We start from the raw sequence: 14,235 nt of genomic DNA, 5'->3' as shown, positions 1-14,235 counted from the left end.
GCCGCTCTCAGGACGTCGCGAGCACGGCGCACGACTCCGGAGGCAGCCGCAGCACGCCGTCCGCGCCGGGCGGCTCGACCTCCTCCCAGGAGGCGAGTACGCGCGCGCGGCGGCCGCCGACGGGGATCGCGGCCTCCTCCTTGCCGAGGTTCAGCGCGATCCGCAGGTCCCCGCGCCGGAACGCGAGCCAGCGGGCCCGCTCGTCGAACGCGACGCGCACCGCCGCGAGATCGGGGTCCAGGAGGTCCGGCCGCTCGCGGCGCAGTGCGATGAGCTTCCGGTACCAGGCGAGCACGCGCGCGTGGGGCTCTTGTTCCGGCTCGGACCAGTCGAGCACGGAGCGGTCCCGGGTCGCCGGGTCCTGCGGGTCCGGCACGTCCTCCTCCGCCCACCCGTGCGCCGTGAACTCCCGCCGCCTGCCCCGGCGTACGGCCTCGGCGAGCTCCGGATCGGTGTGGTCGGTGAAGAACTGCCAGGGGGTGCCCGCGCCCCACTCCTCGCCCATGAACAGCATCGGCGTGAAGGGCGCGGTGAGCGTCAGGGCGGCGGCGCAGCCGAGCAGGCCGGGGGAGAGCGCGGCGGAGAGCCGGTCTCCCTGGGCGCGGTTGCCGACCTGGTCGTGGGTCTGGGAGTAGCCGAGGAGGCGGTGGGCGGGGGTGCGGGCGCGGTCCACGGGGCGGCCGTGGTGGCGGCCGCGGAAGCTGGAGTACGTGCCGTCGTGGAAGAAGCCGCACGTGAGCGTCTTGGCGAGCGCGGCGAGCGGCGCCGCGGCGAAGTCCGCGTAGTAGCCCTGCGCCTCACCGGTCAGGGCGGTGTGCAGGCCGTGGTGGAAGTCGTCGTTCCACTGCGCGTGCAGGCCGTGACCGCCGCCCGCGCGCGGGGTGATGAGCCGCGGGTCGTTCAGGTCCGACTCGGCGATCAGCGCCAGCGGCCTGCCCAGCTCCTCGGCGAGCGCGTCCACGGAGGTGCTGAGCTCCTCCAGGAAGTGGCACGCGCGTGTGTCGCGCAGCGCGTGCACCGCGTCGAGCCGCAGTCCGTCGATCCGGTAGTCGCGCAGCCAGGCCAGGGCGCTGCCGATCAGATACGCGCGCACCTCGTCCGAGCCCGGCGCGTCCAGGTTCACCGCCGAGCCCCACGGCGTCTGGTGCGTGTCGGTGAAGTAGGGCCCGAAGGCGGGGAGGTGGTTGCCGGACGGGCCCAGGTGGTTGTGCACCACGTCGAGCAGCACGCCGAGGCCGCGCGCGTGCGCCGCGTCGACAAATCGTTTCAGCGCCTCGGGGCCGCCGTACGGCTCGTGCACGGCCCACAGGGACACCCCCTCGTACCCCCACCCGTGCCGCCCCGGGAACGGGCACAGCGGCATCAACTCGACGTGTGTGACGCCCAGTTCCGCGAGGTGGCCGAGGCGCTGTGCCGCCGCGTCCAGCGTGCCCTCCGGGGTGTACGTCCCCACGTGCAGCTCGTACAGGACCGCGTCCCGCAGGCCGCGCCCCGCCCACTCGGTCCGCCACGCGTACCGCTCGTGGTCGACCACGGCGCTGAGCCCGTCGGGCCCGTCCGGCTGCCGTCGCGAGCGGGGATCGGGCAGTTCGGGCCCGCCGTCGAGCGCGAAGCCGTACCGCGCCCCGTCCGCCGCCTCCGCCTCGCCCGTCCACCAGCCGTCCCGCCCTGGATCGCGCTCCAACGCGCGCGTGGTGCCCTCGCACACCAGCGTCACGTGTCCCGCGTCCGGCGCCCACACCTCGAACTCCACTGACGTTCCCCCTCGAAGGTCCGCTCGTCGATCCGTTCGTTGCCCCCAACGCCCGTCCATGGTGCGACAGATGTGATCGCCACGTGGTCGGAAGAAGGTTTCTGGACACCCCGGACCCCCTGCCCGACAATCGGCGGGTGACGTCCTCCTACGAGTTCCACACCTATCCCGCGCGCGTGTCGGATGCCGAGCGCGACCGGGCCCTGGAGGTGCTCAGGGAGGGCGCGGCCCTGGGCAAGCTGTCGCACGAGACGTTCGTGCGCCGCATGGAGCTCGCGCTCGCCGCCCGCAGATCCGAGGAACTGGCCGTCCTGACCGCCGATCTGGCCGGCGAGGGCGGCTGGTCGCGGCGGTTCTTCGGGGCCGTCGAGGCGGTCTCCGGGTTCACCGTCCGGCTGCGCCGGGCCTGGCAGGCCGAGCGCCTGCCGAAGCTGCTCCTGCCGACGCCGAGCCCCTACCCGCTGCGGATCGGCCGCGACCCCGCCAACGGCCTGCGCCTGAGCCACGACACCGTCTCCCGCGTGCACGCCGAGCTGAGCCGCCAGGGCGGCATGTGGGTGCTGCGCGACCTCGGCTCGACCAACGGCACGTCCGTGAACGGCCGCAGGGTCGTCGGCGCCGCCGTCGTGCGCGAGGGCGACCAGGTGAGCTTCGGCCGGATGGCGTTCCGCCTCGCCGTCACATGATCCCGTTCGAGTGAGTCCGGGGGCACCACGGGTGCGCTCGGGGCCCCGCTGTGCCGATGGATGCAGCGGTGCGGACGCACGTCCGCGCGCACCCCGAACGCAAGGAACGGTGAACGGACATGGTGAAGGCGAAGGCGCTACGGAACGCTCTGCTGGCGGCCGCGGCGGCGGGCACCCTGCTCGCGACGGGCGCGGGCCCGGCCCAGGCGGACACCCAGGAGCCGCCCGCCGGGCAGTCGCTGCCGGGCAACTGGATGTACCTCGCGGTCATGCAGGGCGAGAGCGTCATCGGCGACCTCGACGGCCACCTCCTGCGCTGCCCGCCGAAGGGCGACCACGCCGCCGGGGACGAGGCGGCCTGCGCGGCGCTGAAGAAGGCCAAGGGCGACATCGGCAGGGCCGAGCCGCTCAACATCGCCTGCCCCATGATCTACAAGCCGGTGACGGCGGTCGCGTACGGCGTCTGGAACGGCCGCCGGCAGGTCTTCGCGCAGAACTTCCCCAACTCCTGCGTGATGAAGGACCGCACCGGCGGGATCTTCGGGACGCACGACAAGTAGGCGCCCAGGGAGGGCATCTCCGTCCCTCACGCGCGCGTGCGGCCGTTCACGTCCGCACGCGCGCGTGCCGCGCCGCCGCCACCGTGGTCCGTGACTGGTGCTCGACCTGGTGCTCCAACGGCACCCAGCGGGCCCTGAACCGCTCGGCGAACCCCTCGCTCCAGTGCGCGACCAGCCTCTCCAGGCGGGGCGCGGCCCGGTCGTCCGCTTCCTCGAGCACCCGCATCAGCATCGCCGCCGCACGCAGCGGAAGGCGCCGCCCGAAGGCGTCGACACTGCCGATGTACGCCCGCGTCGTGTCCGCGGGCGGCAGCCGCGCCCAGTCGTGCACGAGCCCGGGGACCAGGTCCAGCGCCCACCGCGCGGCCCGCAGCAGCGGCCCCTCGGCATTCGGCAGGCGTGGCAGCGCCTCGGCGAACACGTCCTCGACGACGCGGGCGTCCCGGCGCAGCCGCCACGCGACGGCCCGCAGCGCCGTGCCGGGCGCCGGGTGCGCGGTCCGGTCGTCCACGAGATCGCTGGCCCACATGGGCACTTCGACGATCGCGGTGAGCCCTCCGTAGCGGTGGGCGTGGTGCCAGGTGGTGTGCCGGGCGTCCTCCGGGAGGCTCGGGTAGGCGGCGCCGGAGCCGGGCCCCGGCAGGACGTGCACCCCGGGCCCCGAGACCGGCCAGCCCGCCGCGTCCGACGCCCCCGTCTCCACCGGAATGTGCAGCTCCGCCGCCGACTTGGCGAACGGCTCCGCGAGCCCCGGGATGTCCTTGGTCAACTGCACCCAGCTGCCCCCGAGATCGGTCCCGTGCAGGGACACCTGCAGGTAGGGCCGTACCTCGTCGATGACGCGGGTCAGCGCGCGGGTCTCCGGCGGCAGCCGGTCGGGCGGCAGCACCGAGGGCGACCACTCCGGCTGCTCCGGGCCCGCAGGACGGAAGAAGTGGCGGTGGTAGTCGAACAGGGTGCGCGGCGCCGGAGTGCGGTGCAGGCTCGCGCCGTCCGGGTCGGCGCACAACAAGAAGTGCCACGACGTGCCGTCGAGCAACTCCCGCTCGTTCAGGACCCGTTCGGCCAGGTGCAGGAGCGTCGAGCCCCCGGTGGGCTCGTTGGCGTGCGCGCCCGCGACCACGAGCACCGCGCGCGGGGCGTGGCCGATGGACAGCAGATGCAGCGGCCGCCCCGCCCGTGAGGTGCCGATCTGCCGCAGGGCGGTCAGTTCCGGCCGGTGTGCCGCTAACGCGCGGGCGGACAGCAGTAGTTCGGCCACATTGAGATAGCGCTGAGTCGTCAGTTGACTCACCCCCGTCTGGTCCGCCCACTGACGCAATCCGCAGTACGCCACGCGCCGGGACGAGTGTCAAGCGGCTGCCGCAGGCTGTGCCGGAGTGCCGGCACCCCCGGCCGCCCGGTGGGATCCGGGAGGTCACAGCCACCCCGTGCCTCACCCGTTCGGGCGTACGTGAGCTGCTGCGGGAGCCTCGGAATGGTCCGCTGAGGGCACACCGGCGCGGGCATCAGGCGCGCTGACGCACAGGTGGGAGCCCGGCGGTGCTGTGCCTTCCTGGTGGTCTCGGAGTTCTTGGAGTTTCCCGCGCCCCCTCGGGCGCGGGAGCGCCGGAGCCGCTCCCCGTGCGCAGGGTGCAGCCGCCCCCCGTACGCAGGGCCGTCCCGAGCCTCCTCGCCCCCGCCGTCGAGCGCGACCCGCACCCGCTCTTCCGCACCCTCCGCGAGGAACACCCCCTGCGCCACGACGAGCCCTTCGGGGCGTGGCTGGTCAGCCGGTACGCGGAGGTGTGCGCCGCCCTCGCGGAGCCCCGGCTGCTCGCGCCGCCCCCGGGGCGCACCCTCGTGCACCAGGAGGGCGCCACGCACGACGCCCACCGCGCCCTCCTCGAACCGGCCCTGCGGGGGCGCGCCCTCGCCGCCCTGGCCCCCGGCGTGGAGCGCACCGCCCATGTGCTGGCCCGCCGCATCGCCGCCCGCCAGGAGGCCGACCTCGTCGCGGAGTTCTGCCAGTGGCTGCCCGCCGCCGCGGTCGTCGCCGCCCTGGGGCTGCCCTACGAAGAGACCGCACGCCTCCAGGAGTGGTGCCGCACCGGCCTCACCCACGCGGCGGGCCGCCACCCCGGGCTCGACGCCTGCCTGCGTCCCCACATCGCGCGCCGCCGCGCCCACCCCGGGACCGACCTGCTGTCCGTCCTGTGCACGGCGGAGCCCGGCGGACGGCCGCTGTCCGACGAGGCCGTGACGGGCCTCGTCGGGGAGGTCCTCGGCGCGGGCGGCGAGGCGGCCGCCCTGGGGCTCGCCTCGTTCCTCGCCAACCTCCTCGACCATCCGGGGCAGTTGGAGCTGGTGCGGGAGCGGCCCGGGCTGATACCGGCGGCCTGGGCGGAGTCGCTGCGCCGCGACCCGCCGCGGCCCGTCGTGCTGCGCCGCGCCGTCGCCCCCGTGACCGTGGCCGGGACGCCGCTGCCGCCGGGGGCGCGCGTCGCCTGCCTGATCGGCGCGGCGGGCCGCGACCCCGCGCGGTTCGCCGACCCGGACCGCTACGACGTCTTCCGTGCCGACACGGGCCGGCTCGCGGGCGGCGCGGGCCGGCATGCCTGCCTCGGCGCCGACCTGGCCGCGCTCGCGGCGGAGCGGGGGCTGCGGGCCCTCCTGGACGCCCTGCCGGGGCTGCGCTGGACGCCGGGGTTCAGGCCGGTCCCGCGCGGGCTCCTGGCGCGGGCTCCGCGCCTGCTGTCGATACGTCCCCGCTGACGCCTCGGCCGCCTCGGGGCGGGCCGTCACGGGGCGGGCCGTCACGCCCGGGCGTCTCACGCCCGCTCCAGGAGCGCCACCGGCAGCTCCGCGAACAGCTCCGCCACGCGCGCGTGCCCCGTGAACTCCCGCCCGGGACACAGCAGATCCACCCACCGGCCCTCCGGGAGCGGCAGCAGCGTGTCCCGCCAGCCGCCCGCCTCGGCGAGCCGCAGCGAGAGCCGGGTGACCGCCGTGAGCACCGCCCCGGAGCGCGTGAAGGCCAGACAGTGCGCCGCGCCCGGACCGTCCGGCGCCAGCGGCTCGTAGCTCCCCGTGCCGCCGAACACCTCCGGCCGCCGCGCCCGCAGCCGCAGTGCCGCCACCGTCACGGCCGTCTTGCGCGCGGAGTCGCCCCCGGCCTCCCGGGCGTCCGCGGGGACCGGCCCTTCGAAGGTGACGGGGGCGCGGTTGTCGGGGTCCACCAGGGCCCGGTACGTGCGCTCCGTGCCCTGGTAGAGGTCGGGGACGCCCGGCATCGTCAGGTGCAGCAGGACCGCCCCGAGGACGTTGGCCCGCACATGGGGGTCAAGGCGTCGCGCCCACTCGGCCACGGTGCGTCCGGGCGGGCCGCCGGGGCACGCCCCGACGAAGTCCCGTACGGCGTTCTCGTACGCCTCGTCCGGCTCGGTCCAGCTGGTGTGCAGGCCCGCCTCGCGCGCATGCTTCAACAGGGCCTCGCGCAGCCGCTCTTCGTAGGGCTGCGGCGGGCGGTACGCGTCCGGGGCCGGGGCGTCGGGGCCGAGGCCGACCACCGTCTGCCAGGCCGCCCACGCCAGTTGGAGGTCGGGCGCGGCCGTGCCGCCGTCGCGCGCGGTGCGCCCGGTGACGTCGGCCAGGAGGCGGGCCCACTCCTCGGGGCACTGGGTGAGGACGGCGATGCCCGCCCGTACGTCGGCGCTGCGCTTGGTGTCGTGCGTGGTCAGGACGGTGCCGGAGTACGGCCAGTCGCGCTGCACGCGCGCGCAGTACGCGTGGAACTCCTCCGGAGGCAGCGCGGGCCGCTCCGGGGCGCCGCCCACCTCCGTGGCCGACAGGAGTGGCGTGTACCGGTAGAAGGCGGTGTCCTCGACCGACTTGGCGCGCAGCGCGGACGCGGTCTGCGCGAACCGGGTCCGGAACATCCCGTGCCCGGCCCCCGTGCCGAGTCTGCCGAGCGCCAGGTCCCGTACGACGTCGACCGCTTCGGCCTCCTCGCGGACCGCGAACACGGCCTTGGCCTCGTCGGCGTCGCGCAGGGTGAGGACCGCCGCCGGGTCGTCGCCCCCGCGCGCGTACGGCCGGTAGACGGGCAGGCGGACCAGGAGCTCGCACAGGGCCGTGCGCAGCGCCCACGGAGCGTGGTCGCGCAGCGCCGGGTCCGCCGCGCAGAACGAGGCCGCCGCGCGCGTGAGGGCGGCCACCTCGGTGGCCAGCTCGTGGGTGAGGACCTTGTACGCGGCCCGGCGCACCGTGGCCCGCCAGTCGCCGCCCCGGTCGTCGGGCGGGGCGGCGAACCGCCGGTAGTGGTCGAGGAGTTCGGCGGCGCCCGCCGGGTCGGTGAGGACGCCGTCGACGTGGCGCAGCGCGTCGTAGCCGGTGGTGCCCGCGACGGGCCAGGCGGCGGGCAGTCTCTCCCCGTCGGCGAGGATCTTCTCGACGGTCGTCCAGCGCCCGTCGGTGGCGTCGTGCAGCCGCTGGAGGTACGCGCCGGGGTCGGCGAGCCCGTCGGGGTGGTCGACGCGCAGCCCGTCCAGGACGCCCTCGCGCAGCAGCCGCAGCATGGTGGCGTGGGTCGCGTCGAAGACCTCCGGGTCCTCGACCCGTACTCCTATGAGGTCCGAAATGGTGAAGAAGCGCCGGTAGTTGAGCTCGGTGCGGGCCAGCCGCCACCAGCACAGGCGGTACCACTGCGCGGACAGCAGCTGCGGCAGCGGCAGCTTCTCGGTGCCCGCGCGCAGCGGAAACGTGTGCTCCTTGTAGTGCAGTACGTCGCCGTCGACCCTGAAGTGCTCCAGTTCGTCGGTGATCCGGTGGGCGAGGAACGGCAGCAGCACCCGGCCGCGGCCCGCCCCCCAGCGGATGTCGAACCAGCGCGCGTACGCAGAGCGCGGGCCCTCCCGCAACACCTCCCACAGGGCGTGGTTGTGGCGCGGGACGGCCGCCATGTGGTTCGGCACGATGTCCGCGACCAGGCCGAGGCCGTGCTCGCGCGCGGTGCGGGCGAGGGCGCGCAGGCCGTCCTCGCCGCCCAACTCGGCCCGCACGCGCGCGTGGTCGACCACGTCGTAGCCGTGTGTCGAGCCGGGCACCGCCTCCAGGACCGGCGACAGGTGCAGATGGGAGACGCCGAGGCCGGCCAGGTACGGGACGGCCTCGGCGGCGGCCCGGAACGGGAAGCCGGGCTGGAGCTGCAAGCGGTAGGTGGCCGTCGGGGGCGCGGGCACCGGGAACACCGGGGACTCAGAGCGCGTGGACGTCATGCGAACGTACGTACCCGGATGCGCGGCTTTCGTGCCACCGGGGTCACCTTCGTGCCACCCGGGCCCTCCGGGACTCCTACGCCGGGCGCTGCAGCACCGTGAGACTTCGGTCGGGCAGCGTCAGACGCTCACCGGCCCGTGTCTTCTGCCCCGCCTCCGGCGGCACCCCGTCCGCGTGGGCGGTGTCGACGACGACCTTCCACTGCCGCCCGTGGTTGACCGGAACCGTGAACTCCAGTGGCTGGTCCGAGGCGTTGAACATCAGCAGGAACGAGTCGTCGGTGATGCGCTCGCCGCGCGGGCCCGGCTCCGAGATCGCGTTGCCGTTCAGGAACACCGTGAGGGCCCGCGCCTGCGTGGCGTCCCAGTCCTGCTGCGTCATCTCCTCGCCCTCCGGCGTGAACCACGCGATGTCCGACAGCTCGTCGTGGGTGCCCTCGACCGGGCGGCCGTGGAAGAAGCGGCGCCTTCGGAAGACGGGGTGGTCGCGCCGGAGCCACGCCATCGCGCGCGTGAAGGCCAGTTGGGAGTGCGCGCGCCCGTCCTCCGCGCTCGCGCCGTCGCCGTCGGCCGCCTCCGGCCACCGCACCCAGGAGATCTCGCTGTCCTGGCAGTAGGCGTTGTTGTTGCCTCCCTGGGTGCGGGCGAACTCGTCCCCGTGGCTGAGCATCGGCACGCCCTGGGAGAGCATCAGCGTGGCGGTGAAGTTCCTCATCTGCCGCTCGCGCAGGGCGAGTACGTCCGGGTCGTCCGTCTCGCCCTCGGCGCCGCAGTTCCAGGAGCGGTTGTGGCTCTCGCCGTCCTGGTTGTCCTCTCCGTTGGCCTCGTTGTGCTTGTCGTTGTAGGCGACCAGGTCGTGCAGCGTGAAGCCGTCGTGGCAGGTGGTGAAGTTGATCGACGCCAAGGGGCGCCGCCCGTCGTCCTGATAGAGGTCCGACGAACCCGTGAGCCGGGACGCGAACTCCGCGAGCGTGCGCGGCTCGCCTCGCCACAAGTCCCGTACGGTGTCGCGGTACTTGCCGTTCCACTCCGTCCACATCGGCGGAAAATTGCCCACCTGGTAGCCGCCTTCGCCGACGTCCCAGGGCTCGGCGATCAGCTTCACCTGGCTCACCACCGGGTCCTGCTGCACCAGGTCGAAGAACGACGAGAGCCGGTCCACCTCGTGGAACTGGCGGGCGAGGGTGGCCGCGAGGTCGAAGCGGAAGCCGTCCACGTGCATCTCGGTCACCCAGTGCCGCAGCGAATCCATGATCAGCTGCAGCACGTGCGGCGAGCGCATGAGGAGTGAATTGCCCGTCCCCGTGGTGTCCATGTAGTAGCGGGGGTCGTCCGTGAGGCGGTAGTACGAGGCGTTGTCGAGGCCCTTGAAGGAGAGCGTCGGGCCCAGGTGGTTGCCCTCGGCCGTGTGGTTGTAGACGACGTCGAGGATGACCTCGATGCCCGCCTCGTGCAGCGCCTTCACGGCCTGCTTGAACTCCAGGACCTGCTCGCCGCGGTCGCCCCAGGAGGCGTACGCGTTGTGCGGCGCGAAGAAGCCGATGGTGTTGTAGCCCCAGTAGTTCGACAGGCCCGCGTCGGCGAGCCGGTGGTCGTTCACGAACTGGTGGACCGGCATCAACTCCAGGGCGGTGACGCCCAGTTCCGTGAGGTGTTCGAGGACCGCGGGGTGCGCGAGCGCCGCGTACGAGCCACGTGCCTCCTCCGGGAGCTCCGGGTGCAGCATCGTCAGGCCCTTCACATGGGCCTCGTAGATCACGGTCTCGTGGTACGGGGTGCGCGGCGGCCGGTCGTCGCCCCAGTCGAAGTACGGGTTGACCACCACCGACGTCATCATGTGCGGCGCCGAGTCCAGGTCGTTGCGCTTGTCCGGGGCGCCGAAGTGGTAGCTGTACACCTCCTCGCCCCAGTCGACGGCGCCGCTGACCGCGCGCGCGTACGGGTCGAGCAGCAGCTTCGCGGAGTTGCAGCGGTGCCCGCGCGCGGGTGCGTACGGGCCGTGCACACGGAAGCCGTAGCGCTGGCCGGGCATGACGCCGGGCAGATAGGCGTGGCGCACGAACGCGTCCGACTCGCGCAGCTCCACCGCCGTCTCCGAGCCGTCGTCGTGCAGCAGCACGAGCTCCACGCGCTCGGCGACCTCGGAGAAGACCGCGAAATTCGTGCCGGCGCCGTCGTACGCGGCACCCAGTGGGTACGGCTGTCCTGGCCAGACCTGCATGGATTCGACTCTTCCACTAACGCCCCCTCGGCTTGGGGCCACTTTGGCCAGAGTCTCCCCGAAAGTGGGGCAACCACCCACGAGTTCCGTCCGTCTAACCGTCCGACCACATACTCGTTATGCCCATTCAATGGGGTAACAGGGGAAGTAGGGGGAGGATGTGCGCGAGACAGTCAGACGCCACCTCGGGAAGCTGATCACAGGCACGGCGGTGGCGGTCGCGGCCGCCGCGGTGACGGTGGGCCTGGTCCTGCCGGGTTCGGGCGGGTCGGGGGACCGCACGACCGGCGCCGGATCGGCCGAACAGAACGCGATTCCCAAGGACGGTGTGTACGAGGACGCGCCCGCGGAGGGCGCCAAGGGCGTCGGCAGCGACCCGCTGACGCCCGACGAGGTGAAGCGCGCGAAGAGCATCGCCACGGCGGGCAACGTCCGCCTGTCGGCCCGAGACGTGGAGGGCGACCGCGGCCCGCAGCTGCTCTCCACGAACCTGACCGAGGACGCCGATCCGGCCGCCGCCGCGGGGACCGCCGCAGCGCGTCGCGCCGACATCGTCTACTACGACTACAAGGACGACGTCCTGGTCACCAAGACGGTCAACCTCTCCACCGGCAAGGTCGAGAACACGGACACGTCGCACGGCGTGCAGCCACCCGCCGCCAAGGACGAACAGACCGAGGCCGCGCAGCTGTTGATCGCCGATCCGCTCGGCGCGGACCTCAAGAAGGACTACAAGCACGCCATGGGCAAGGAGCTGACCTCGCCCGACCAGCTGAGCCTGAGCTCCTTCGTCTTCAAGAAGCAGAACGTGGAGCAGCTGCCCGCCGCCCTGTCCAAGTGCGGCGACCACCGGTGCATCAGCCTCGTCACCAAGGTCGTCAACGGCCCCTGGATCGACACGAGGAAGCTGATCGTCGACCTCAGCGCCCGCTCGGTCACCCGGCTGCCCTGACCGCCGCCGACCGCCAACAGACCACCATTCGCACGAGTTTTCCCGTACAAGGGAGTCATCTCGCATGCACGTCAGAAGAGTTGTGCGCGCCCGCAAGCGCGCCGCCACCGCCCTTGCGGTCACCGCGCTGCTCGGTGCCGCCGTCGTCGCGGCGGGCCCGGCGGGGGCCGCGCCCAACAAGGCCGCGAAGAAGGCCCCCGCGGCCGCCCCGTCCTGCAGTGCCGCCTACCGCATCGAGCAGACCGTCGACGGGGGCACCACGTGGCGCATGTGCTGGCGCTACGACAGCACCGCGGGCCTGATCCTGGACAACATCTCGTACCAGCCGAAGAACGAGCCGAAGCCGATAGCCGTGCTGACCGACGCGCGCCTCGCGCAGGTCCACGTGCCCTACGACGACGGCGAGAACGAGTACCAGGACATGACCGAGGCCAGCATGATGTCCAATCTGCTGCCCCTGAAGCCCGGTGACTGCCCCGGCGGCACCCTGAAGACCGTCGGCGTCGACGGCCAGAACGTGAAGGGCGGGCTGTGCACCACCACGCGCGCGCGTGGCCACGCCTACCACCTCTACAACGACGCGAGCACGGGCGGCAACGGAAAGACCTACAGCGCCCAGGCCAAGGACCTGCTCGTCTACACGGTCAACAAGGCGTCCTGGTACGAGTACATCACCGAGTGGCGCTTCTCCTCGGACGGCACGATCACGTCGAACGTGGGCGCCACCGGCAGCCTCTCCCCGTACGACTACAACGGCACGGACGGCAAGGGCTGGCCGATCGGCAAGGGCGCCCGCGACTACGCGGAGAGCCACAGCCACAACGTCTTCTGGAGGCTCAACTTCGGCCTGGACGGCTCTTCGAAGTCGAAGGTCGAGCAGTACGACTCCAAGGTGACCGCGCCCAGCGGGCGGGGCAACCCGAAGACGAAGACGACGCGGACGCCCATCACCAAGGAGCTGGCCGGCGACGCCAAGGGCGCGCGCTGGTGGCGCGTGGTGAGCACGGCAGGCAAGAACAAGGACGGCCACCCGCGCAGCTACGAGATCGTGCCGGGCCACACCGTCAAGTTCCCCGGGCGCAGCTACACCAGCCACGACGTGTACTTCACGCAGTACAAGAAGTGCGAGAAGTACGCCAGCGACAATCTGAGCGAGAACTGCGGCCCCAAGAGCGTCGACAAGTGGGTGAACGGACAGACGCTGACGCACCCGATCACCTGGGTCAACATCGGCTTCCACCACATCGCGCGGGACGAGGACCAGCAGCCGATGCCGGTCCACTGGCAGGGCTTCTCGCTCGCTCCGCGGGACGTGACCGCTATGAATCCGCTCACTCCGGCCGACCTCGCGAACCAGAACGGCAATACGCAGGGCGGAAGTTGAGAAATGCTCATCCCCATCCGGCTGCACCGGCCGCCGCTCCCGGAGTACCCTTCCTTGATCGTTGAACGGGGGTACGGGGTATTCGGCGTATACCGGGGAACCGGAAGGGGTAGCGCGAGTGAGCTCGGGTGGACGGGAGCTGCCCCCTGGTGACGAGGGTCACGAGGGGAGCTCCGCGGACGGACCGCCCGGAGCGGTGTCGCTGGCACGGCCGATGGAGATCGGCGCCCAGATCGGCCCCGAGCTGGACTGGGGCGCCGACGCCTGGCGCGAGGTGCGCACGCGCGCGCAGCGCGCCGGGCGGGCCTACATCTGGCTGAACCTGGTGGAACAGCGGCTGCGCGCCGTCGTGGCCGCTGTTCTGCGCCCCATCTATGAGCCGGTGCACGCCGACGACTGGGTGGTCGCCGCCGCCGGGCCCGCGGGCCAGGAGTGGGTCCAGCGCGCCGTGGCCGTGCGGGAAGTCAGCCGCCGCAAGGGCTACTTGCTCGACCCGGCCGACGACAACGTCCTGAGCTTTCTGACGCTGCCGCAGTTGCGCGAGCTGATGGTGCAGCACTGGCCGTGCTTCGAGCCCTACTTCGACGACCGGCGCGACGTCGAACTCGCCCTGGACGAGCTGGAGGTGACGCGCAACGTCGTCTCCCGCAACCGCGCCCTGTCCACCGCCGTGCTCGCCCAGGCGGAGCGCGCCTCGGCCCGGCTCCTGGACATACTCGGCGCGGGCTCCGACACGCCCTCCGCGCGCCGGCTGCCCGTCGACGCCGTGGAGGACCTGGTCGGGGACCGCTACGGAGACGTGGTGGGGGTGCACGCGGACCGGGTGCGCCTCCTCCGTCAGTTTCCGGCCGAGGATCTCTTCGGCGGGGCCCGGCGCCTGGACGCGATCGGGATAGGTCTCAATCTCCTGGTGCAGAACTTCTCCGGGCGCCGGCTCGTCCGCCTCGCGGAGTCCGGCTGCCGGGTGCGGCTGCTCTTCCTCAACCCGGCGAGCAGCGCGGTCAAGCGCAGGGAGCGGGAACTGGGTCTGAAGCGCGGTGAGTTGAGCCGCAGCGTCGAGATGAACATCCTGCACATGCGCCGGGTGCGGGCCCGGCTGCGCGACCCGGGCGCGTTCGAGATCCAGGTCTTCGACGAGACGCCCCGGTTCACGGCGTATCTGGTCGACGGAGACGGCGCGGACGGGATCGCCGTCGTCCAGTCGTATCTGCGCCGGACGCGCGGCATGGAGGCGCCGGTGCTCGTGCTGCGCGGCGGCGGCCGGGTGGTGCGCGCGGAGCAGCAGGGTGAGGGCGGGCTCTTCGAGACGTACCGGGAGGAGTTCGAGCTGGCCTGGGCGGACTCGCGGCCGGTGTCCTGAACCGCTGTGCGGGAGCCAAGCGGAAGGGGCCCCTCGGATTGTCAGTGGCGCATGGGATCGTGGT

Annotated in this window: 10 protein-coding genes; 6 read left to right on the top strand and 4 right to left on the bottom strand. The window is 72.9% G+C overall.

The features are described 5' to 3' along the window. Nucleotides 1-7: 7 nt before the first annotated feature. Complete coding sequence (gene treZ, locus ACQB60_RS25165; RefSeq protein WP_496928384.1) at nucleotides 8-1,753, bottom strand: malto-oligosyltrehalose trehalohydrolase; 1,746 nt, start codon at nucleotides 1,751-1,753, stop codon at nucleotides 8-10. A gap of 137 nt (nucleotides 1,754-1,890) precedes the next feature. On the opposite strand from treZ, the gene ACQB60_RS25160 reads away from it, so the two are divergent. Further along, nucleotides 1,891-2,439 (top strand): FHA domain-containing protein, encoded by a 549-nt coding sequence (locus tag ACQB60_RS25160; protein ID WP_496928383.1) that lies wholly within the window; start codon nucleotides 1,891-1,893, stop codon nucleotides 2,437-2,439. Between the two features lie 119 nt (nucleotides 2,440-2,558). Further along, nucleotides 2,559-2,999 (top strand): SSI family serine proteinase inhibitor, encoded by a 441-nt coding sequence (locus ACQB60_RS25155; RefSeq protein ID WP_496928382.1) that lies wholly within the window; start codon nucleotides 2,559-2,561, stop codon nucleotides 2,997-2,999. A gap of 46 nt (nucleotides 3,000-3,045) precedes the next feature. On the opposite strand, the gene ACQB60_RS25150 is transcribed toward ACQB60_RS25155, so the two are convergent. After that, nucleotides 3,046-4,293, bottom strand: a complete 1,248-nt coding sequence (locus ACQB60_RS25150; RefSeq protein ID WP_496928381.1) for a M14 family zinc carboxypeptidase — start codon at nucleotides 4,291-4,293, stop codon at nucleotides 3,046-3,048. A 329-nt stretch (nucleotides 4,294-4,622) separates the two neighbouring features. Here ACQB60_RS25150 and ACQB60_RS25145 point away from each other — a divergent pair, with 329 nt between their 5' ends. Further along, a complete protein-coding gene (locus ACQB60_RS25145; protein WP_496928380.1) occupies nucleotides 4,623-5,753 on the top strand; it encodes a cytochrome P450 in 1,131 nt (376 codons plus the stop codon). A 56-nt stretch (nucleotides 5,754-5,809) separates the two neighbouring features. Here ACQB60_RS25145 and treY read toward each other — a convergent pair whose 3' ends face one another. Further along, entirely contained in the window at nucleotides 5,810-8,254 is a 2,445-nt protein-coding gene (treY, locus tag ACQB60_RS25140) for a malto-oligosyltrehalose synthase (RefSeq protein WP_496928379.1), read from the bottom strand. Nucleotides 8,255-8,330: 76 nt separating this feature from the next. After that, nucleotides 8,331-10,475, bottom strand: a complete 2,145-nt coding sequence (glgX, locus tag ACQB60_RS25135) for a glycogen debranching protein GlgX (RefSeq protein WP_496928378.1) — start codon at nucleotides 10,473-10,475, stop codon at nucleotides 8,331-8,333. Nucleotides 10,476-10,635: 160 nt separating this feature from the next. Here glgX and ACQB60_RS25130 point away from each other — a divergent pair, with 160 nt between their 5' ends. From ACQB60_RS25130 to ACQB60_RS25120, 3 genes are all read left to right on the top strand, one after another. Further along, on the top strand, nucleotides 10,636-11,427 hold the full coding sequence (locus ACQB60_RS25130; RefSeq protein ID WP_496928377.1) for a Tat pathway signal sequence domain protein: 792 nt from the start codon (nucleotides 10,636-10,638) through the stop codon (nucleotides 11,425-11,427). Nucleotides 11,428-11,491: 64 nt separating this feature from the next. Then, nucleotides 11,492-12,811 carry a copper amine oxidase gene (locus tag ACQB60_RS25125; RefSeq protein WP_496928376.1) on the top strand — a complete coding sequence of 440 codons (1,320 nt, stop codon included), beginning with the start codon at nucleotides 11,492-11,494 and terminating at the stop codon, nucleotides 12,809-12,811. Between the two features lie 118 nt (nucleotides 12,812-12,929). Next, the gene (locus tag ACQB60_RS25120; protein ID WP_496928375.1) at nucleotides 12,930-14,171 is read left to right on the top strand and encodes a DUF5919 domain-containing protein; all 1,242 of its coding nucleotides are present in this window, start codon (nucleotides 12,930-12,932) and stop codon (nucleotides 14,169-14,171) included. The last annotated feature ends 64 nt before the right edge of the window (nucleotides 14,172-14,235 follow it).

Origin of the sequence: Streptomyces odontotermitis (genome assembly GCF_050510915.1) — a bacterium.
GTDB lineage: Bacteria > Actinomycetota > Actinomycetes > Streptomycetales > Streptomycetaceae > Streptomyces.
Note: the sequence above shows the minus strand (reverse complement) of the source record. Positions and strands in the feature narration are given on the sequence as shown.

Excerpts from the sequence above, each read along its gene's own strand:
- ACQB60_RS25125 (WP_496928376.1), top strand. The coding sequence starts at position 11,492 with ATGCACGTCAGAAGAGTTGTGCGCGCCCGCAAGCGCGCCGCCACCGCC.
- treY (WP_496928379.1), bottom strand. The coding sequence starts at position 8,254 with ATGACGTCCACGCGCTCTGAGTCCCCGGTGTTCCCGGTGCCCGCGCCC.
- glgX (WP_496928378.1), bottom strand. The coding sequence starts at position 10,475 with ATGCAGGTCTGGCCAGGACAGCCGTACCCACTGGGTGCCGCGTACGAC.
- ACQB60_RS25155 (WP_496928382.1), top strand. The coding sequence starts at position 2,559 with ATGGTGAAGGCGAAGGCGCTACGGAACGCTCTGCTGGCGGCCGCGGCG.